This window comes from Candidatus Accumulibacter contiguus (assembly GCF_012940005.1).
Lineage (GTDB): Bacteria > Pseudomonadota > Gammaproteobacteria > Burkholderiales > Rhodocyclaceae > Accumulibacter > Accumulibacter contiguus.
In genome coordinates this window covers 1-18,343 of the sequence record NZ_SPMX01000047.1, presented here as the reverse complement: position 1 = coordinate 18,343, position 18,343 = coordinate 1, and the positions used below count along the sequence as shown (strand labels likewise).

The 18,343-nt window shown below is 63.9% G+C and carries 19 protein-coding genes and 4 pseudogenes; 14 read left to right on the top strand and 9 right to left on the bottom strand.

Annotated features, from left to right (window positions below; genetic code table 11):
* From E4Q08_RS15800 to E4Q08_RS15775, 6 genes and pseudogenes are all read left to right on the top strand, one after another.
* Nucleotides 1–359: ISAzo13-like element transposase-related protein (locus E4Q08_RS15800; protein ID WP_443984456.1), on the top strand; the 359-nt coding region annotated here is incomplete at its 5' end.
* Between the two features lie 10 nt (nucleotides 360–369).
* Nucleotides 370–1,359 (top strand): annotated as a pseudogene (locus E4Q08_RS15795) (ABC transporter ATP-binding protein/permease); the annotation flags it as partial.
* 312 nt (nucleotides 1,360–1,671) lie between these two features.
* Complete coding sequence (locus E4Q08_RS15790; RefSeq protein ID WP_169071078.1) at nucleotides 1,672–2,124, top strand: class I SAM-dependent methyltransferase; 453 nt, start codon at nucleotides 1,672–1,674, stop codon at nucleotides 2,122–2,124.
* Nucleotides 2,124–3,407 carry an NAD(P)/FAD-dependent oxidoreductase gene (locus E4Q08_RS15785; RefSeq protein WP_169071093.1) on the top strand — a complete coding sequence of 428 codons (1,284 nt, stop codon included), beginning with the start codon at nucleotides 2,124–2,126 and terminating at the stop codon, nucleotides 3,405–3,407. The genes E4Q08_RS15790 and E4Q08_RS15785 overlap by 1 nt, the downstream gene beginning before the upstream one ends.
* 34 nt (nucleotides 3,408–3,441) lie before the next feature.
* Complete coding sequence (locus E4Q08_RS15780; protein WP_169071092.1) at nucleotides 3,442–4,359, top strand: beta-ketoacyl-[acyl-carrier-protein] synthase family protein; 918 nt, start codon at nucleotides 3,442–3,444, stop codon at nucleotides 4,357–4,359.
* Nucleotides 4,360–4,393: 34 nt separating this feature from the next.
* Nucleotides 4,394–5,743 (top strand): cation:proton antiporter, encoded by a 1,350-nt coding sequence (locus E4Q08_RS15775; RefSeq protein ID WP_169071091.1) that lies wholly within the window; start codon nucleotides 4,394–4,396, stop codon nucleotides 5,741–5,743.
* A gap of 168 nt (nucleotides 5,744–5,911) precedes the next feature.
* On the opposite strand, the gene E4Q08_RS15770 is transcribed toward E4Q08_RS15775, so the two are convergent.
* The 3 genes from E4Q08_RS15770 to E4Q08_RS15760 form a co-directional block, all read right to left on the bottom strand.
* Entirely contained in the window at nucleotides 5,912–7,219 is a 1,308-nt protein-coding gene (locus tag E4Q08_RS15770; RefSeq protein WP_169071090.1) for a ferredoxin reductase family protein, read from the bottom strand.
* A gap of 82 nt (nucleotides 7,220–7,301) precedes the next feature.
* The gene (locus E4Q08_RS15765) at nucleotides 7,302–7,793 is read right to left on the bottom strand and encodes a diheme cytochrome c (protein ID WP_034916093.1); all 492 of its coding nucleotides are present in this window, start codon (nucleotides 7,791–7,793) and stop codon (nucleotides 7,302–7,304) included.
* Between the two features lie 26 nt (nucleotides 7,794–7,819).
* The gene (locus E4Q08_RS15760) at nucleotides 7,820–8,242 is read right to left on the bottom strand and encodes a DUF1924 domain-containing protein (protein WP_169071089.1); all 423 of its coding nucleotides are present in this window, start codon (nucleotides 8,240–8,242) and stop codon (nucleotides 7,820–7,822) included.
* 150 nt (nucleotides 8,243–8,392) lie between these two features.
* Here E4Q08_RS15760 and E4Q08_RS15755 point away from each other — a divergent pair, with 150 nt between their 5' ends.
* From E4Q08_RS15755 to E4Q08_RS15740, 4 genes are all read left to right on the top strand, one after another.
* Entirely contained in the window at nucleotides 8,393–8,779 is a 387-nt protein-coding gene (locus tag E4Q08_RS15755) for a PepSY domain-containing protein (protein WP_169071094.1), read from the top strand.
* Complete coding sequence (locus tag E4Q08_RS15750) at nucleotides 8,779–9,441, top strand: response regulator transcription factor (RefSeq protein WP_034916097.1); 663 nt, start codon at nucleotides 8,779–8,781, stop codon at nucleotides 9,439–9,441. Before E4Q08_RS15755 ends, E4Q08_RS15750 begins: the two co-directional genes overlap by 1 nt.
* Nucleotides 9,438–10,832: an ATP-binding protein gene (locus E4Q08_RS15745; protein ID WP_169071088.1), complete on the top strand. Its 1,395-nt coding sequence runs from the start codon at nucleotides 9,438–9,440 to the stop codon at nucleotides 10,830–10,832. Before E4Q08_RS15750 ends, E4Q08_RS15745 begins: the two co-directional genes overlap by 4 nt.
* Before the next feature lie 154 nt (nucleotides 10,833–10,986).
* Nucleotides 10,987–11,376 (top strand): NADPH-dependent FMN reductase, encoded by a 390-nt coding sequence (locus tag E4Q08_RS15740; RefSeq protein WP_169071087.1) that lies wholly within the window; start codon nucleotides 10,987–10,989, stop codon nucleotides 11,374–11,376.
* 112 nt (nucleotides 11,377–11,488) lie between these two features.
* Here the strand turns inward: E4Q08_RS15740 and E4Q08_RS15735 are convergent, their stop codons facing one another.
* Both E4Q08_RS15735 and E4Q08_RS15730 read right to left on the bottom strand, forming a co-directional pair.
* Complete coding sequence (locus E4Q08_RS15735; protein WP_169071086.1) at nucleotides 11,489–11,701, bottom strand: hypothetical protein; 213 nt, start codon at nucleotides 11,699–11,701, stop codon at nucleotides 11,489–11,491.
* Nucleotides 11,702–11,746: 45 nt separating this feature from the next.
* The gene (locus tag E4Q08_RS15730; RefSeq protein WP_169071085.1) at nucleotides 11,747–11,896 is read right to left on the bottom strand and encodes a lmo0937 family membrane protein; all 150 of its coding nucleotides are present in this window, start codon (nucleotides 11,894–11,896) and stop codon (nucleotides 11,747–11,749) included.
* Nucleotides 11,897–12,263: 367 nt separating this feature from the next.
* Between E4Q08_RS15730 and E4Q08_RS15725 the strand changes: the two genes are divergently transcribed.
* The 3 genes from E4Q08_RS15725 (at nucleotide 12,264) to E4Q08_RS15715 (ending at nucleotide 15,270) form a co-directional block, all read left to right on the top strand.
* Nucleotides 12,264–12,551, top strand: a complete 288-nt coding sequence (locus tag E4Q08_RS15725) for a sll1863 family stress response protein (RefSeq protein ID WP_034916107.1) — start codon at nucleotides 12,264–12,266, stop codon at nucleotides 12,549–12,551.
* A 420-nt stretch (nucleotides 12,552–12,971) separates the two neighbouring features.
* Complete coding sequence (locus E4Q08_RS15720; protein WP_308240152.1) at nucleotides 12,972–13,703, top strand: Crp/Fnr family transcriptional regulator; 732 nt, start codon at nucleotides 12,972–12,974, stop codon at nucleotides 13,701–13,703.
* Nucleotides 13,704–13,788: 85 nt separating this feature from the next.
* A complete protein-coding gene (locus E4Q08_RS15715) occupies nucleotides 13,789–15,270 on the top strand; it encodes an ATPase domain-containing protein (RefSeq protein ID WP_169071083.1) in 1,482 nt (493 codons plus the stop codon).
* 214 nt (nucleotides 15,271–15,484) lie between these two features.
* Here E4Q08_RS15715 and E4Q08_RS24920 read toward each other — a convergent pair.
* The 3 genes and pseudogenes from E4Q08_RS24920 to E4Q08_RS25805 form a co-directional block, all read right to left on the bottom strand.
* Nucleotides 15,485–16,039 (bottom strand): annotated as a pseudogene (locus tag E4Q08_RS24920) (Crp/Fnr family transcriptional regulator); the annotation flags it as partial.
* 22 nt (nucleotides 16,040–16,061) lie between these two features.
* Nucleotides 16,062–16,886, bottom strand: a complete 825-nt coding sequence (locus E4Q08_RS15705) for a response regulator (RefSeq protein ID WP_169071081.1) — start codon at nucleotides 16,884–16,886, stop codon at nucleotides 16,062–16,064.
* A pseudogene (locus E4Q08_RS25805) lies at nucleotides 16,883–17,220 on the bottom strand (ATP-binding protein); the annotation flags it as partial. The pseudogene E4Q08_RS25805 and the gene E4Q08_RS15705, both read right to left, overlap by 4 nt.
* A 318-nt stretch (nucleotides 17,221–17,538) precedes the next feature.
* On the opposite strand from E4Q08_RS25805, the gene E4Q08_RS15695 reads away from it, so the two are divergent.
* Complete coding sequence (locus tag E4Q08_RS15695; RefSeq protein WP_169071080.1) at nucleotides 17,539–18,030, top strand: transcriptional regulator; 492 nt, start codon at nucleotides 17,539–17,541, stop codon at nucleotides 18,028–18,030.
* Here the strand turns inward: E4Q08_RS15695 and E4Q08_RS15690 are convergent.
* Nucleotides 18,013–18,343, bottom strand: a pseudogene (locus E4Q08_RS15690) (hypothetical protein); the annotation flags it as partial. The gene E4Q08_RS15695 and the pseudogene E4Q08_RS15690 overlap by 18 nt on opposite strands.

Below are 18,343 nucleotides of genomic sequence, written 5' to 3'. Positions count from 1 at the left end.
CCTCACGCTCGCCGTTGTTTCAGCAGGACTTGCAAGCGCTTGCCAATCGGCTCAAGCTGGAAATTCGGATCGCCCACTTCCCGCCGTATTGCTCCAAGCACAATCCGATTGAGCACCGCGTCTTCCCCCATGTCACGCGCGCTTGCGAAGGCGTCGTATTTGAAAGCGTGCCTCTGGTCAAACAACTGATCGAGCGTACCCAGACTCGAACTGGACTTCAGGTCACCGTCGATATTATCGATCGCGTCTACGAAACCGGACGGAAAGCGGCGCTTGATCTCAAGGCATCCCTGCGCATCGTCGCCGATGCACTACTGCCCCCATGGAATTACACCATCCTGCCAAATTCAACAGCATAAAACCGGGAAGTTATTTCGTGGGCGTTCCAAACTCATCAGGGCGCAGCTGAATCTGAACCTGTTTCAGTATGGCTATCGCTTCGTCACCATCATCCTGCCCAGCGCGATCATTGCCGGCCGGGTGATTTCGGGGGAACTCGAGGTTGGCCGGGCAATCCAGGCCACCGGCGCTTTTGCGGCGATCCTGACGGCGCTGACAGTGATCATCAGTAACTTCGAGGCCTTCAGCAAGTTTGCCGCCGGGATCGATCGTCTGCACGGCTTCGCCGGCTTCGTCGCCGGCAAGGATGCCGATCGCGCCAAGGCCGAGGATGGCATTGTCTTCGTCCAGGATTCCCGGCTGGCCATCGAAAACCTTACCGTCGAAACCCCCAATCATGCGCGAACGCTGATCAAGGATCTTTCGCTGGTGATCGATCCGGGCGAGGGGGTGCTGATCGTCGGCGCCAGCGGTTGCGGAAAAAGCTCGTTGTTGCGCGCCATTGCCGGTCTGTGGCGTTCGGGCAGTGGCCGCATCATTCAGCCGGAGGCCAAGGAAATGCTGTTCCTGCCGCAACGCCCCTACATGCTGCTGGGTAGCCTGCGCAGCCAGTTGTTGTATCCGCTGCGCGAGCAGGAGATCGCCGACGAGGAACTGCTGCGCTTGCTGGAGAAGGTCAATCTGCCTGACCTTGCCGCCCGCTTCGATGGCCTGGATGCCGAGCTCGATTGGGCCAAGGTCCTCTCGGTGGGCGAACAACAACGCATCGCTTTCGCCCGCGTGCTCCTCTCCGCACCCCGCTACGCCATTCTCGACGAAGCGACCAGCGCCCTCGATATCGCCAACGAGAACAGTCTCTATCGGCAGTTGGCAGGCAGCGGCACGACGCTGATCAGCGTCGGCCACCGTCCCTCCATCCTGAAATACCACCCGCAGGTCCTGGAACTGACGGGTGATGGCGGATGGCAATTGTATGCGGCGAGCGATTACCGCTTCGATCGGGAGGCGCCCGCCGAGTAGCGGAGAAAGTGCTGGCACGCCGTCGGCGAGTACGCATCATGCCGTCGGCCGATCTTCCGTTCGCTGGCGCACATACACCCGTGCGCGCCTCGGTCATGATGGCTGCCTGCCCGCAGTGACGGCTTGAATCGCGTCGGCCAGCGGGCTGCAGGGTGCGCGATGCGTTGGCACAAGCTATCGCATGTGCGATCCCAGGTTCCATCCACACGCGGGAGAGATCATCATGAATCAGCAGACTCCTGAAGGCGAGGCTTGGCTGTCCCACCTGCCCTTTTGCGGAAATCTTCTGTTCCCGATGGACGCCCGTTAGAGATGTATTTCCAAGGCATCGGCACGGCGACGCCGGCAGCTCGCTACACCAAGGCGGAGTGCCTGGCAGCCTTCGAGAACTCCGACTGGTCTCGGTGCGGTGATCGTCAGCACCTGTACCGGCTACCTGTCCTGATCGTCGCCAAGCTCTTTCTGCACCATTTCGCGGATGCGGACCTCGCTGGGCTGCTCCGCGCCATCGCTGCGCGCAGCGATCGCCTGTTTGCCTGCGAGCCGCGGCGTGCCTGGGTCGCCCTTGCCGGTAGTCATCTCCTCGGCGCGCTCGGCGTCAATGCGGTAACGCGCGCAGACGCAGTGCTCAGCGTCCATGCCGGCTTCAAGGGGAGGGATCTGAGCGCGTTGTGGCCGAGCCGCTCTGCCGAATGGCGCCTGCAGGAGTATCCTGCCGGCCTTTTCAGCCACTGCTTTCGCGCTGAGCGCGCCGCGGTGACCTGATGCGCACCGACTTCGATGCAATCGTCGTCGGCGCGGGTCCGGCCGGCTCTTCGGCAGCGATCCTGCTGGCGCGTGCCGGTTGGTCGGTAGTGCTGGTGGAAAAGCAGCGCTTTCCGCGCCGCAAGGTCTGCGGCGAATGCCTCGCCGCGAGCAACCTGCCGCTGCTCGCCGCCCTCGGCGTCGGGCCGGCGTTCGCGGCCAGCGCCGGCCCGGAACTGCGCCGGGTCGCACTGATGTCCGGCGAGCGCACGATCGTTGCCGATCTGCCGGCAACGCCGCATCCGGAATACCCATGGGGCAGGGCGCTCGGCCGCGAGACCCTCGATACCCTGCTGCTCGAAAGGGCGCGGGCAGCCGGGGCGTATGTGCTGCAGCCCTGGTCCGCGCTGGCGATCGAAGGCGTCGCCGGCGACTGGCGCTGCGCCGTCAAGGCGCTGGAGACGCGCGCGGCGGTGAGCTTGCGCGCGCCGGTGGCAATTGCTGCGTACGGCTCGTGGGAGGCGCTGCCACTCGATCGTCAGCGTCGGCGCCCGGCTCGCCGGGCCTCCGACCTGCTCGCCTTCAAGGCCAACTTCCGCGATGCGTCGCTGGACGAGGGCCTCCTGCCCGTGCTGTCGTTCGCCGGAGGTTATGGCGGCATGGTCGTCGCGGATGGCGGCTTGACCACCATCGCCTGCTGTATACGACGCGACCGTCTCGAAGCCTGTCGACAGGCGTCGTCCGCGCTGCGTGCCGGCGACGCCGTCGAAGCGCTGCTCCGGCGCGACTGCCGCGGCGTTCGCCGGGCGCTGCAGGCCGCCTCGCGTGCAGGTCCCTGGCTGGCGGCCGGGCCGCTTGATCCGGGGGTCCGCTTGCGTGCTGACGACCGGCTGTTCCGCATCGGCAATGCGGCCGGCGAGGCGCATCCGATCATCGGCGAGGGCATGAGCATGGCGCTGCAATCCGCCTGGCTCCTGTGTGCGCAGTTGCTCGCTGACCAGCGGCGCGACCAGCTCTCCGGCAAGGCCTGGCAAGACGACGTCGCCCGCCGTTATGCAGCGGCGTGGCGCAGCCAGTTCGAGCGGCGACTGCGTCTGGCCGCGGTCTTCGCCCACCTCGCAATGCGGCCAGCCTCCGCCGCCTTGCTGATGGAACTGGCACGCAACTGGCCAGGGCTGCTGACGCTGGGCGCGCACTGGGGCGACAAGACGCGCTGCGCCGTCAATGCCGGGACCATCGCCGCGCTGGCGCCGACTGCGGTGACGGCGGCCGCATCCAGCGCTGACTACGCTGAGTCAGCTTGACCGCAGCCGGGCCGGCGTTTTTGTCGGTACCGGGATGGGCGGCTCGCAGACCAGCGACGACGGCTACAAGACACTCTACGGCGACGACTCGGACCGCATCAAGCCGTTCACCGTGCTGATGGGCATGCACAACGCGCCCGCCGCATGGATCGGCATCGAGCACGATCTGCGTGGCCCGAATCTGACGTATTCGACCGCCTGCTCGTCGTCGGCGGTGGCCATCGGCGAGGCCTGGCGGCGCGTCGCCGGCGGTGACCTGGAGGTGGCGATCGCCGGCGGCGCCGAAGCGCCGCTTTCGTTCGGCTCCTTGAAGGCCTGGGAGGCACTGCACACGCTGGCCGCCATCGATGCGATCGATCCGTCCGCATCGTGCAAGCCGTTTTCGAAGAACCGCAGCGGCATGGTGCTCGGTGAGGGCGCGGCGATGCTCGTGCTCGAGCCGTGGGAGCGCGCCGTCGCGCGCGGCGCCTCGATCCATGGCGAGATTCTCGGTTACGGGCTGTCGACGGATGTCAGTCACATCACGCGTCCAAGCGTCGAGGGACAGGCGGCGGCGATGCACGCGGCGCTGCGAGCGGCTGCGATCGCACCCTCGGCGGTCGACGCCATCAACGCGCATGGCACCGGTACGCAAGCCAACGATGCGATCGAGACGGCGGCGATCAAGGCGGTGTTCGGCAAGTGCGCAGGCCGTATTCCGATCAGTGCGACGAAGGCGCTGCACGGACACCTGTTGGGCGCAGCCGGTGCGCTCGAATGCGTGCTGTCGCTGCTGGCCATGGAGAGCGCGGTGGTCTTGCCGACGATGCACCTGCAGGCGCCGGATCCGGAGTGCGACCTCGACTATGTGCCGAATGCGGCCCGCGAAACCCCCGCCGTGCGGACGATGCTGTCGAACTCGTTCGCGTTCGGGGGAACGAACGCCGTCCTCGTCCTCGGTGCGGCGTCGTAGGTGGAGCGGGGCAGACGGTAGCGCTGCCAGGGCGATGACTTTTCCCCTCTGGGCGCTGGTCATCGGCGCGTTGCTGATCACCATGGCCCTCGCCGGTTCGTTGCTGAAGCGCCTGCCGGTGAGCGCTTCGATGCTCTATCTGGCGGCCGGCTTCGGCCTGGGCGCTGCCGGTTGGGGGCTGCTGACGCCAGACCCGCGACAAGTGCCCGACATTCTCGAACGCGTTGCCGAAGTCGCGTTGTTGATCTCCCTTTTTTCAGTCGGCTTGAAACTGGGTCTGCCGCTTTCCAGCCGGCAGTGGCGCTTGCCGTTCCGCCTGGCATTTGCGTCGATGGCGCTGACGGTCGGGCTGATCGCCGCGGTCGCCTTCTTTCTCATGGGACTACCGCTCGGCGCCGCCGTCCTGCTCGGGGGCATTCTGGCGCCGACCGACCCGGTGCTGGCGTCTGACGTCCAGGTCGACGAGCCCGGTGACCGTGACCTGCTGCGCTTCAGCCTGACCGGCGAGGGGGGGCTGAACGATGGCGCCGCTTTCCCGTTTGTCTTTCTCGGCCTCGGTCTGCTCGGTCTGCACGATCTCGGCGCCGCTGGCTGGCGATGGCTGGTGATCGATGTCCTCTGGGGGCTGGCGGGCGGACTTGGCATCGGCGCTCTGCTCGGCACGATGATCGGCAAACTGGTGGTCTACCTGCGCACCCATCACCAGGAAGCCGTCGGATTGGACGAGTTCCTCGCCCTCGGTCTCGTCGCCTTGGCCTACGGTGTCGCGCAGCTTGCCCACGCTCTCGGGTTTCTGGCAGTGTTTGCCGCCGGTCTGGCCCTGCAACGGGTCAAGGAGGATAGTCGCTCGCAGGGCTCTCCGAAGGAAGGGCCTGCCGGCTTGCAGGACAAGCCGGCGCATCTTGCCGTGGCCACCCATCCTGACCTGGCCGGTGCCTACATGCGGCAGGCGGTCCGCGGCTTCAACGAGCAACTGGAGCGTATCGCCGAACTGGTCATTGTTCTGGTGGTTGGCGCGATGCTGCCCTATGTTCGCGTCGAGTGGGCCACGCTCGGCTTCCTGCTGCTGCTGTTCGGCGTACTGCGCCCGCTATCAGTGTGGTTGGGCTTGCTCGGCGCAGCGGTGTCTCGCGATCAGCGCCTTCTGATCTCCTGGTTCGGCATCCGAGGCATCGGCTCGATCTACTATCTGATGTTCGCCCTCAACCACGGCCTGTCCGGCCCCGTCGTCGACCAGGCGATCACGCTCACCCTGACGACGGTAGCCGTTTCGATCGTCATCCATGGCATCTCCGTGACACCCTTGATGAATCTGTACGCCAGGCGAAAAGTCGGCCGGCGCGACCGCGCCGCAAGCGGCAAGCACGGCGACGAAGCGCCCTGATAGGTCGCTGCAGCCTGCCGCCGCGCGCGCTGACGCGGATTGCCTGGCGATCAGCATCGGCTTGCCGGGTGGTTCGCTGACCAGCCTTTGGCAAATGGCTCAGTGCTCGATAGGCTTGAACCCCGGATCATCGAAATATGGTCCGTACTCTTAGAGAGAGCTCCCGCGTCAGCGCATCTCGAAGGCCTCCTGATGGAAGCGCCCTGGCTCGCCCATGGCGCGTAAGCCATTGCGCAAGGAATCGGCCAGCCCGCGCGGACCGCAGAACCAGATTTCCGCATTTCTTGCTTCGCCCAGCACGGCCGCCTGCAAGGTCGCTCCCTGCCGTGCGCCGTGAATATGAAGATGAACGCGGGGCAGCTTTGCGCAGAGGCTTTCGAGACGCGGCACAAAAGCATCGCTCACCTGATCGCGGGTGCAGTAGTGCAGGTCGGCCGCGGGCGCCGCATCGGGATCGGCCTGCAGCGACTCCAGCCAGGCGAGGAAGGGCGTGATGCCAATGCCACCAGCGATCCAGATCTGCCTGACCTGTGGGTTGCAGCGGGCGACATCGAAGCGACCATACGGGCCTTCCACGCGTACCGCCTGTCCCGGATGAAGACGCACGGCGAGGCTGTGGGTGTAGTCGCCCAGCGCCTTGATCTGGAAGCTGATGACGCGATCGCCATGATCGGCGCTGGCGATGGTGAAGGGGTGCGCACCTTCCTTGTCGTCGAAGGTGACGAAGGCAAACTGCCCCGGACGATGCCCGTGCCAGCCGCGATCAAGGCGACAGATAACCGTGGTAATGTCGTGCGCCGGATGTTCGACGGCAACGACCTTGCCAACAGCGATGCGGCCACGGCCGATGCCGCCAAGCAGCGAATGAATTGCCCCATACACGCCCACCACCAGCAGCGTGGCGAGCAGCCAGCCCGCCGGCTGTGCCCAGTAATCTCTGGGCGCGAGCAGCGCGGCATGGAAGGCGAGCATCAGGTAAAGCACCGGCATGGCACGGTGCAGGAAACGCCAGGCGCGATAGGGGAACTTTTTCCACAGCGTGATCACCAGCATTGCCAGCAGCGCATAGATCGCCCATTCGCCCATGTCTTTGGCCAGATCGCGCAGGATTTCGAGCAAGCCGACGAATTTTTCCTTCGGCAGGCGGCCCTCGCGACCGACTGCCGTTTTGAGGATGTCACCCGACAACTCGATCAGCCAGTGCATCGCGGCAAAGGAGATGGCCAGGATGCCGGCCCACTTGTGCGTGCGGTAGACCCGATCCATGCCGCCCAGAGGGGCTTCCAACCAGGCCGGCCGGGTCGCCAACAGCATGCTCAGCGACATCAGGGAAATCGACAGCAGGCCGCTCAGATAGAGCGCTTCCTGGCGGGTGATCCATAGTGGATGCGCGCTGGCGGGAAAGGTGGTGGTCAACACATCCCAGCCCCAGACGGCGGCGACCACGGTGAGCAGACTGGCGAGTAGGGTTTTCATGGCGATTCGCTCGAAGACGTTGAAGGTACCTCCAGTTGCGCCCTGAAGGATCGGTTCATCCGGTGTTCATGCAACATGTCATTCATTCGTCGTAGTAGCCGCGCTCGGCATCGGCATGGCAGCCAGCGCAGTTGGCCTTGCTGCGCACCCTCGGGTGTTTCCATTCCCGGTCCGGCACCTTGCGGTGTTCCTTCACCCACTTCGGCAGGTCAGTGATGCGCAGCGGCGCACTGATGGTCGACACACCGCGTAACAGCTTGTCGCTGTAGCGCCGGCCACCGCTATCGCCAGCGTTGTTGGCCAGGTAATCGGTAACTCTTGCCGCCATGGCGGGATCGATCGTGGCATCGGCACCGAAGTGGTTCTTGAGGTCGTCCATCATGCGCTTCCATGAACTGGCCGGCAGCATGGAGGGGGCAAAAGCGATGTGGCAACTGCCGCATTCCTCCTTCACCACCGGGTCGACGACGGGCGGGAAATAGTGGCTGCCGCCGGCCTGTGCGCGGCCGAGCACGAGAGCGGAGAAGGCGATGGCGAGCAGGCCGAGGGTCAGCGGGCGATAGGGGATGTTCATGTTCTGCTCCTTGAAGACTTGCGCGCTTACTGGCCGATCATGAAGGTCAGCCAGTCGCCCTTTTCCAGCGGCGTACATTCGCGGCCAAGGACTTCGTTGCAGTTGCGCTTGAACCACTTCTCGACTTTCGCCGGGTCGTTGTAACGTGACGGCGAAGCCGACAGCGCCATCGCCTCGATGCTCTTGCCAGCGGGGTTACGGCTGGCGCCGCGCGTATCGTTACCGTGGCAGGAAGTGCAGGCCGGCGTATCCGGCTTGCCGCCGGCGAAGGCCTGCGTGTGCAGCGTTTTGCCACGGGCGGCAGAGAATCCGGCGAAGGCCGGGCTTGCCGCCCTGGCGGCGCCGGCATACTTGTCCAGTTGCTCCTCGCGCGGGCCGGCGATGCCGGCGCCGGGAAACATCAGGGCCAGGCTGGCTGCAAGCAGGAGCGCGGCGACGTTGCGGTGCATGTGTTTCTCCTCGGTCGGGGCGGTATGGGAGCTACTATGCCAGCGGACAACTGAACGCAGACTGAACCTGCCGTTCATCCTGCGTTCACCTGTACCGGGCTATAAGAAAGTCTGACAAGCCAAGGCAATCCGGGGGTCGCCGTGACCGTGATGAAGCAGTTCTCAAGCCACTGGAAATGCGAGGTGTTTGCTGCAATGTGCGCGGCGTCCCTTGCCTTGGGGTGCGGGGCTGCGGTCGCCAGCGACGATCACGACCGGGCCCGGCAGGCGCTTGAGGCGGGTGAAGTACTGCCGTTGCGCACCATTCTTGAGCGGGTCGACCGTGAGTATCCCGGCCAGGTGGTCGATGTCGAGCTGGAACGCGAACGCGAGAACAGCCAGGAACGCTGGGTCTACAAGCTCAAGGTTCTGCGCAGCGGTGGTTCCCTCGTTAAACTCAAGGTCGACGCGCGCGACGGAACCGTCATTGGAAAAAGAGGGCCGGGCGAGCACAAACGGGACCAGCAAAAGACTCGCCACGGCGGAGAGGGAAACTGATGCGCATCCTGATTGTTGAAGACGAGCCGACGCTGCAGGCGCAACTGGCCAAGGGGCTGAGCGCGGCAGGCTATGCGGTGGATACCGCCGCCAACGGCATCGATGCCCACTACCTGGGCGATGCCGAGTCCTACGATGCGGTGATTCTCGACCTGGGACTGCCGCAGATGGACGGCATCACCGTGCTGCGCAAGTGGCGTGCCGCTGGCCGCACGATGCCGGTGTTGATCCTCACCGCGCGCGACGGCTGGCACGAGAAAGTGGCCGGCATTGACGCGGGTGCCGACGATTACCTGACAAAACCCTTCCACATGGAAGAGTTGCTGGCCCGGCTGCGAGCGCTGATCCGTCGTGCCGGTGGCCATGCCAGTGCCGAGATGACTTGCGGACCACTGACCCTGGACACCTGCAATGGCAGGGCGACCGTCGATGGCCAGGCGCTCACGCTGACCAGCCATGAATACAAGGTGCTCGCCTATCTGATGCACCATCGGGATGAAGTCATCTCGCGCAGCGATCTGGTCGGACACATTTACGCGCAGGACTTCGACCGCGACTCGAACACCATCGAGGTATTCATCGCCCGGCTGCGGAAGAAGCTGCCACCGGGGCTGATCGAAACCGTGCGCGGCCTTGGCTATCGTCTTTCCGCGCCACCATGAATATGGTCGCACCACGCAGTTCGCTGCGCATCCGTCTACTGGCCGGCACCCTGGTCTGGATCACAGCCTCGATCATCGTCGCCGGCTGGGGGCTGCGCAGCCTGTTCCAACAGCATGTCGAAGCCCAGTTCCACGCCGAACTGAAGACTCATCTCGACCAGCTCACCGCTCAGTTGACCCTCGACAGCAGAGGGCACGCGAGCCTTGCGCTTCCCCTCAGCGACCCGCGCCTGAGCCGGCCCTACTCGGGCTGCTATTGGCAGATCGACCAGACCCATGACGGCATGCCGCCAGAAACCGGCGTGTTGCGTTCTCGCTCGCTGTGGGATCACGTGCTGGCGACGCCGCCGGACACGCCAGCCGACGGCGAAATCCACCAGCACCGGATCATCGGACCGGAAGGCAAGATGCTCGGCATGGTCGAGCGCAGTGTGCGCATCGACGACACGCCCGATGGCAAGTCCCGCAGTTTCCGCCTGATCGCGGCGGCCGATGAAAGTCTGATGACTGAACCCGTCAGCCGCTTCAGTGGCGCGCTGTGGCTGGCGCTCGGAGTGCTTGGTGGCGGCTTGGTGATCGCCGCGCTGGTCCAGGTCTTCATCGGATTGGCACCCCTGCGCAAGCTGCATACCGCGCTCGGCAAGGTACAAAGCGGCGAAATGCAGCACCTCGATGGCGACTTCCCGGCAGAGATCATGCCGCTGGTCGATCAGTTCAATGCCGTTCTGGTGCAGAACGCCGAAGTCGTCGAGCGCGCACGCACGCAGGCGGGCAACCTTGCACATGCGCTGAAGACACCACTCTCCGTGCTCTCGAACGCAGCCCTCGCTCCGGACGCAAGAGACAGCGCACTTTCCCGTCTGGTGATCGACCAGGTCGGTACGGCCAGAAGGCAGCTCGACTATCACCTCGCCCGGGCGCAAGCGGCCGCCACTGCGCTTATCCCCGGCACCCGCACACCGCTCTCACCGATCATCGACGGACTGGTGCGGACCATGCGTCACATCCATGCCGATCGACAACTGGCGCTGACCGTGATGCCGGTGTCGCCGTCGCTGGCTTTTCGCGGCGAACCGCAGGACTTGCAGGAAATGCTTGGCAACCTGCTCGACAACGCCTGCAAGTGGGCTGCGCATCAGGTCGAGATCAGTGCGCGCTGCGAAGGCGGGAACCTGCGCATCCTCATCGACGACGATGGTACTGGCCTCGCTGCCGAACAGCGCGAAGCTGTCATCCAGCGCGGGGTTCGCGCGGACGAGCAGGTGCCGGGCTCAGGCCTTGGGCTGGCCATCGTCGATGATCTGGCCCGCCTGTATGGCGGGCGGGTGGAACTGGCAGATTCCCCGTTGGGTGGCTTGCGCGCGGTGCTGATTCTGCCGGTAGCCCAATAGTTCGGCGTTTCCTTGCCGGTGGCAGTCATGAAGAAGGCCGCCGGCGGTGGTCGCGGGTGACTCCTGTGTACGCCGGCGCACAGAGCCGGACGCCTCCGACATGCCATCCTCTTCACGACTGTCACGGGGAGTCCCGGAAACCGAGGAGGCAACAATGAACGAGACAAGGATTCTTGGCATCGTCGGAAGTCTGCGCAAAGACTCCTACAACCGCCTGGCACTCAAAGCGGCGCAGGAACTTCTGCCGGCAGGCGCGCTGCTGAGCCTGTTCGAACTCCACGGCATTCCGGTGTTCGACCAGGATGATGAAATGGCGCTCCCGGCCAGCGTGCTTGAATTCAATCTTCGGCAAGTCCTCGTGACGCTGAACATGCCCACGGTCAATCAACCGGAAGTCATGATCGGCAATGCCGCGCAGTGCTTTGACGAAGCCGGCAGACTGACCGACGAGCCAACCAGGCAATGCCTTCAGAAGCTGCTCAGCGCGCTGGTGCGCCTGACAAGAACCAGTCCGACGCCGAAGGGCCGGCCGGTTGAGGATTGATTGTCTGCAACAGGTCTGCAACAGAACTGGCACCCGCGCCGGAAGATGCGAAGCCGACATGCCAGTCCGGCGGCTGAGCGGCGCTGGAACAGGCGTCCTCGCGATTCCGGTGTCAGGGATTCGGGCCAACGCTCGGAGGAGCGGCGACGGGCGGCACGGCCTGATCGGAGGGCGGCGCCAGGTTGCCGCCCTCGTCCTCCCAGTTACGCAAACCTTCTTCGAGCTGGCGTTTCTCCAGACGCCGGGTGCGACGGCCAAGGCCATAGACAGCCGTCGCGCTCGCGACCAGAGCCAGGGAGAGCAGGAAGAACCTGCTGGTGCTCATGATTTTTTCATTTTCCGGGTGTCCTTCTGCATGGTCACGCTGGCGTCAGCCGGAACGCCGTCCGCTGATGATGTTGACCAGGATCGAGACGATGGCGATCACCAGGAGAATATGAATGAAGCCACCCATGGTGTAGGAAGAAACCAGGCCCACGAGCCACAGGATGATGAGAACGACGGCGATTGTGTAGAGCATGTCGATTATCCTTTCCAGGTTGTATTTGGCTTCCCCGATCAAGCAAGCGCTCAAACCGGGTCTTGACGGGTTCGTCGGCCAGCGCGCTTTTCGCTGCTTGTTGAACTCAATAGGCATTCTCCTCGTCACGGTCCGCAAGTGTCTGTGCGCCTGCGTACATATCTCGCCGGCCAGGTCCACGTCCCGGGATGCCTGACGAGCGCTTAGCTGTCGCGAAGTCTCCTCCCCGTTATGTACGCGAACGAACAGAGACCGGCTTTGCCACCGACTATACTGAGGGTGGACTGGAGAAGGCGCCAGGCAGGAGACGAACTTCCGGCCGCCCCCGAACCAGGTCTTCCACTTTGCAACAACAAGGAGCACGGATATGTCAACGAGAGAAGAGTACACCGCGAAAATCAAACTGCAACTCGACGAGTTCAACACCAAGATCGACGAATTGCAGGCGCGGACCAAGGAAACAAAGGCCGAGGCGCTGGTGAAATACGAGGCCGAGATGGCGAAGCTGCGCCAGCAGTCCGACTTGGCCGTCGCCAAACTCGAGGAACTCAAGGCGGCGGGTGAGGATTCGTGGGAGAAAATGGTCGCGGAAATGGAAAAGATACGCGACGCATTCATCCATTCATTCAGTTACTTCAAGTCGCAAATCAAGTAGATCTGCGGCAGGTGGGGTCGTCGCATCGACGCGGACGGATGGAGAACCTGGCCAATGTTCGCTAGCGCACAGATCCCGTCGGACATTCGGCAGACAATGTAATCGGGTGCTTGGCGGCTCAGACCTCCTCTACGTCAGGCGCTTGTAGTGATGGCCCGGTAACGGCACCCCCCCGTTTCCGGGCCATTTTTTGCGTTTGCGTTCCGCTTCCTGGCCGGCAATCCATCGCAAGATCGTATGTCGGGAAGAATTCGGCAAATTGACCGGCAGCAACGAGCAGCAGGCAAAGGGCGTGAAGAATCAGGCCGCAGGGGCCGCCCGCTGGAAAGCGGCGTTCGTGGAACAGGCACCCGAACTGCACGCGCCTGCACCAGAGTCGGTATACTCGCGCTTCGCAGTTCCACCGCGTGGGAGAGGAGCGTGGCCTTGCCTGGCGACCATCAGGAAGACCCCCTGAAAAACAAATTGCTTGCTGCACTTCCGGACGCCGACCTGGCGCGCTGGCTGCCGCAGCTCGAACCCGTGGACCTGCCGCTCGGCAAGGTGCTTTACGAGTCCGGAAGACGCCTGAGCCACGTCTATTTCCCGACCACGGCGATCATTTCGCTGCTGTCGGTGATGGAAGATGGCGCATCGGCCGAGATCTCGGTTGTCGGCCACGAAGGCATCGTCGGCGTTTCCTTGTTCATGGGGGGCGACTCGACGCCGAGCCGGGCGGTGGTGCAGAGCGCCGGCCGGGGATTCTGCCTGAAGGCGCACCTGCTGCTCCTGGAGTTCAACCGCGCCGGTTCCGTGATGCACCTCCTGCTGCGCTATACGCAGGCCCTGATCACCCAGATGGCGCAGACGGTGGCATGCAACCGGCACCATTCGCTGGATCAGCAACTGTGCCGCTGGCTGTTGTTGAGCCTGGACCGCTTAGCTTCGAACGAACTGGTGATGACGCAGGAACTCATGGCCAACATGCTTGGCGTTCGCCGTGAAGGGGTCACCGAGGCAGCCGGCCAGTTGCAAAAGGCCGGCCTGATCGACTACCGGCGTGGGCGCATCACGGTACTCGACCGTCCCGGGCTCGAACGGCGCAGTTGCGAGTGCTACGACGTCGTCAGAAAGGAATACGATCGCCTGCTGCCGGCACGCAAGGCAACCTGAGCTTGCTCTCTCTGCCCACCCAACGGCTGCCTCGGGCGCTGTACGACAACCCTTCAAGCGGCCATGCCGCGCAGGACAACTTGCCATGACTATCGCGATCAAGAAGCTACGTACCGGCGTGCCGGGGCTCGACGAAGTACTCGGGGGCGGCCTGCCCGAGTTCTCCTTCAATCTCATCGCCGGTCAGCCCGGATGCGGCAAGTCCACCCTGGCGCACCAGATCATGTTTGCGCTGGCAACGCCCGAGCGCCCGGCACTCTACTTCACGGCAATTGGTGAGCCGCCGCTGAAAATGTTCCGCTACCAGCAGCAGTTCGACTTCTTCGACCTCGACAAGCTCAACCGCAGTGTCCGCTTCATCAACCTTGCAGAAGACACGGTTTCGGGCGACATCGCCAGGGTGCTGCGGCGAATCGTCGCGGAAGTCGAGGAACGCCAACCGGGACTGGTCTTCGTGGATTCTTTCACGTCGGTGGTCCTCGCCGGTCGCGATGAAGGCAGGTCGCTCGTCGGCCTACAACAATTCGTCCAGGATCTTGGCGTACTGATGACGAGCTGGCAGGCCACGACCTTCCTGATCGGGGGATACTTTACCGAGAACGATCAGAACCCGATTCTCACCGTCACCGACGGGCTGTTCTGGCTGCGCCAGAGTGTGCAGGGCAACTCCATGGTCCGCAAGATGGAGATCATGAAGATGCGCGGGCAGTGCACCATGCCGGGACTGCACACCTTTCGCATCAGCTCGGCAGGAATTCACGTCTTCGCCCCGCCGCAACTCGCCATGCCGGCTCCTCCACCATCGGCGGTGCCCTTCGGCGATCGCCTGCGGATGGGGGTGCCCGGCCTGGATGACATGATGGGCGGCGGTCTGCCGCGCGGCTACTCCTTGCTGGTGGCCGGCCCGTCGGGGTCGGGCAAGAGCATCCTGGCGGCCGCCTTCCTGGCCGAGGGCGCGCGCGGCGGCGAGACGGGGGTGATCGCGGCTTTCGAACAGCGGCCCAACCACTCGCGCGGCCGCGCCATGGTCGACCTGATCGAGAGCGGCCGGGTCGGCGTCGTCGACACTCGCGCAGCGGCACTATCGGTCGACGAGATTGCAATGCTGCTGATTACCGAAATCCACCGGATCAAGGCGACGCGTGTCGTCATCGATTCGCTCTCCGGCTTTGAACTCGCCCTGGCGCCCACCTTCCGTGACAATTTCCGTGAGTCGCTGTCGCGCATGGTGTCGGCCCTGGCCAGCACCGGCGTCACGGTCCTGATGACCTCGGAGCTGGAGGACCGCTACAACGATCTGCGCTTCAGCCCCTACGGCACGGCCTTCCTGACCGATGCGATCATCGTGCAGCGTTACATCGAGGTGGACAGTTGCCTGCGGCGAGTGATGGCCGTGGTGAAAGTGCGCGCGAGCGCGCACACCAACGAGTTGCGTCTGTTCCATATCGACGACCAGGGCATCGTAATCGGCGAGCGGCTCGCCGATTACGAGGGGCTGCTGGGTGGCCAGCCAAGCCGGCGTCCAGCCGGGTGCGGGGCGGCCGGCATGCCGCCGGCGACTGACTGACTGAGGGCGAGCGCGTCGGGCGGCACTCATTGCCCGCGTACGCTGACCTTGACCCGGTGTTCGCGACGATCGTCGAGCAAGGCAATCGCCTGGTCATCATGTCTCCTGCTGCGAGTGAGTGAACGAAATGGTGGCTGCCGGAATCACCGGCGCACCGTAGCACGATCGAGAGCAGAGGCAGGAGACCGGCCCGACCCCACTGGCGAAAGCCGGGCGCCTGACGGACAGCGTCAGTCCGTGTGGCCACCAGTTCATGCGTCATCACCAGTTCCTCGGTCGGCAGTCGATCGAGCGTCAGCAGCAGCCAGCGGCAGAGTTGCTGCTCGACCGAGTGGTGCCGGTTGCACGCCGCAGTCTGGGCCATCTCGGTCATCAGCGCCTGCGTGTAGCGGAGCAACAGGCGCTGCAGCAGTTCGCCGCGTTGGAATTCCTGTTGCAACAGGCAGCGGCCCAAGCGGTACGCATGACCGGCCGTCTGCACCATCGCCGAACTGGGCGTGGTGTTGCCGCCCATGAACAGCGAAATGCCGACCACCCCTTCGTTGCCGACTCCGGCGGATTCGGCCGAAGCGCCCGACGCCATGACGTAGTGCAGCGAAACGATCGCCGTGGTCGGGAAATAGGCGTAGGACAACTGCCCGCCGGGTTCGTAGAGCATGTCGCCGAGCAGCATCGGCACGAGTTCCAGGTGCGCCGCCAGACGTTCGAACTCGGCTGTCGGCAGCGCCGCGAGAAGATGGTTCTGGCTCGGACTAGGGTGGGTAGACACGGTGGGCGTCTGGCTGCGGATGCTAGTTCCCTGGGATCACTTCGACGCCGATTCCCCGGTAACCGATGAAGCGGCACGAGCGGTTGAACATCGGCTCGCCGCTCACCCGAAACTGTTGTTGCGTGCCATCAGCATTGACGCGGTGGAAGAGAAAATCGAGGAAGGGCTGCCGGGCGGCAATGGTCGCCTGCAGCACCGCCCGTTCGGCCTCGTTCCAGCCGGCGGGCGGCACCTCGGCGGTATCCCCAAGCAGCGGGCCGACGCGGATCCCGAGCATCTCGAGGGCCGGCCCGGAGACCTTGGTGAAGTTCATCTTCTCGTCCTGCTCCCAGTACCAGTCTGAAGCCAGCTCGGTCAGGCTGCGATAGCGCGCTTCGCTTTCACGCAGCTCGGCAGTACGCTCCTGCAACGTCTGTTCGAGCACCTGGTTGTAGTCCTCGAGTTTCCTGTACAACAGGCGCATTTCCAGCAGGTTGTGGATGCGGGTGCGGACTTCGAACAGATCGAAGGGCTTGCTGACGAAATCCTTGGCGCCGGCCTGCAGGGCGCGCAACTTGTGGCCCGGCTGGGCGGTAATCACCAGCACCGGCAGGTAGGCGTCGGCCGCGTTGGTCTTGAGACCTTCCATCACCTGGAATCCATCCATGCCGGGCATCTGCAGGTCGAGCAGGATCAGGTCGTAGTGGTGCTTGCGATGCAGCGCACAGACCTCGTGCGGATTCATCGTTGACACGACACGACGGTAGCCGGCCTCGCTCAGCAATTGCTCGAGGAGAAGCACGTTGGACTGCTGATCGTCGATGATCAGGATGCTGGCGTCGAGAATCTCGGAGCGGCTGATGATCATGCCTGTTCCTCTCGTGCTGCGTGGGCCAGCTCCGCCTGGGCAAACTTGAGCGCCACGTCGAGGGTCTCCATGAACTCATTGACCTTGATCGGTTTGGTGCGATAGCGAATGAATCCGGACTGGAGCAGCGGCGCGGGCTCGAGCGCCTGCGCGGCAGTCTGCGCGGCGCTGATCAGATCGAGTTCGATCCAGAACACACAACCCTTGCCGACGGTGCTTTCCACTCCGATGACCCCCCCATCAATTCGACCAGCCGCTTGCACACCACCAGGCCGATGCCCGTACCTTCCTCGTCATTGGCCTTTTGCCCGAGGAGATTGAAGGGCTGGATGAGCAGGCGCACGACTGCGCACCATCTCGACCGGAAAGGGCCGCTACGGGGCGCCAGAGAAAGATACCGATTGCTCCGTCGCTGGTCTGTGCGCTGGCGTACGGACGGTTGCGCGCAGTTGGGGCAGAATGTACGCGTACCAGCCGGGAGCGCCCACCCAGTGAATGTGACAGGTCCTACCCACACTCACCCCGCCCTGGCTAGAATGCTGGGCTGTGAAGGCAGGAACCTTTGGAGTAAGCCAAGGTCATATCCGGGACGCAGGCACGGCAAGCTCGCACGATACGGGCAGTGTGCCCCCCGAATTGAGAGAACATGAAAATGACTAACAGCATACTGAATGCCCTGAGCCTGCCCGCATTCATGGTCGACACCCGGCATGTGGTGGTGGCCTGGAATGGTCCGTGCGAGTTGTTGACCGGCATCGCCGCCGGCGATGTCCTGGGTACGCAGGATCACTGGAAGGGCTTCTACGATGAGCCCAGGCCCTGCTTGGCCGACCTGGTACTGGACAACCTGCTGGCGGATGCTTCGCGCTTCTACAGTCTGCATGAGAGAACGGAATTTGCCAGTGATGGCTACAAGGCAGAGGGCTGGTTCGACGACCTCATGGGCAAGCGACGTTACCTGACCTTCGAGGCAAAACCGCTTTTCGATGGCAACAAGATCATTGGTGCGATCGAGGTACTCCAGGACATCACCCGTCACAAGGAGGCCGAGGAGCAACTGAAACTGTCCGCCAGCGTCTTCGAGAACGCGGGTGCGAACGAAAGTGTTGGACGGGGAGTCTCGGTTTTAAGCCGCTCTGCGTAGAGGCTCCGCCCAGCGCTTTTCCCAATAGGTTTCCCACAGCTGGTTATGTCGCATGACACGCAGGTTGATCATGGCTTGAGCCATGTCCGCACGCCACCAAGCCCCTGGGCGCTTGAGGCGGGCCTGCACGAGGTAGCGATGAGAACTCTCGACCTCGCCAGAGCCGACGGGCAGATTCAGCGCAAGTGCGCGGGGGTAGTCCAACTGGTCGAGTCGGTTGGAGAAATAGCGCCAGGCGACGCGCACCGGAGCCTGCGGGTCATCGACCGATGCAGGTTCGAGGTGCAGTTTCATCTCTGCAACCACCTCGCGG

Excerpts from the sequence above, each read along its gene's own strand:
- E4Q08_RS15790 (WP_169071078.1), top strand. The coding sequence starts at position 1,672 with ATGTATTTCCAAGGCATCGGCACGGCGACGCCGGCAGCTCGCTACACC.
- E4Q08_RS15785 (WP_169071093.1), top strand. The coding sequence starts at position 2,124 with ATGCGCACCGACTTCGATGCAATCGTCGTCGGCGCGGGTCCGGCCGGC.
- E4Q08_RS15780 (WP_169071092.1), top strand. The coding sequence starts at position 3,442 with ATGGGCGGCTCGCAGACCAGCGACGACGGCTACAAGACACTCTACGGC.
- E4Q08_RS15775 (WP_169071091.1), top strand. The coding sequence starts at position 4,394 with ATGACTTTTCCCCTCTGGGCGCTGGTCATCGGCGCGTTGCTGATCACC.
- E4Q08_RS15770 (WP_169071090.1), bottom strand. The coding sequence starts at position 7,219 with ATGAAAACCCTACTCGCCAGTCTGCTCACCGTGGTCGCCGCCGTCTGG.
- E4Q08_RS15765 (WP_034916093.1), bottom strand. The coding sequence starts at position 7,793 with ATGAACATCCCCTATCGCCCGCTGACCCTCGGCCTGCTCGCCATCGCC.
- E4Q08_RS15760 (WP_169071089.1), bottom strand. The coding sequence starts at position 8,242 with ATGCACCGCAACGTCGCCGCGCTCCTGCTTGCAGCCAGCCTGGCCCTG.
- E4Q08_RS15755 (WP_169071094.1), top strand. The coding sequence starts at position 8,393 with ATGAAGCAGTTCTCAAGCCACTGGAAATGCGAGGTGTTTGCTGCAATG.
- E4Q08_RS15750 (WP_034916097.1), top strand. The coding sequence starts at position 8,779 with ATGCGCATCCTGATTGTTGAAGACGAGCCGACGCTGCAGGCGCAACTG.
- E4Q08_RS15745 (WP_169071088.1), top strand. The coding sequence starts at position 9,438 with ATGAATATGGTCGCACCACGCAGTTCGCTGCGCATCCGTCTACTGGCC.
- E4Q08_RS15740 (WP_169071087.1), top strand. The coding sequence starts at position 10,987 with ATGAACGAGACAAGGATTCTTGGCATCGTCGGAAGTCTGCGCAAAGAC.
- E4Q08_RS15735 (WP_169071086.1), bottom strand. The coding sequence starts at position 11,701 with ATGAGCACCAGCAGGTTCTTCCTGCTCTCCCTGGCTCTGGTCGCGAGC.
- E4Q08_RS15730 (WP_169071085.1), bottom strand. The coding sequence starts at position 11,896 with ATGCTCTACACAATCGCCGTCGTTCTCATCATCCTGTGGCTCGTGGGC.
- E4Q08_RS15725 (WP_034916107.1), top strand. The coding sequence starts at position 12,264 with ATGTCAACGAGAGAAGAGTACACCGCGAAAATCAAACTGCAACTCGAC.
- E4Q08_RS15715 (WP_169071083.1), top strand. The coding sequence starts at position 13,789 with ATGACTATCGCGATCAAGAAGCTACGTACCGGCGTGCCGGGGCTCGAC.
- E4Q08_RS15705 (WP_169071081.1), bottom strand. The coding sequence starts at position 16,886 with ATGATCATCAGCCGCTCCGAGATTCTCGACGCCAGCATCCTGATCATC.
- E4Q08_RS15695 (WP_169071080.1), top strand. The coding sequence starts at position 17,539 with ATGACTAACAGCATACTGAATGCCCTGAGCCTGCCCGCATTCATGGTC.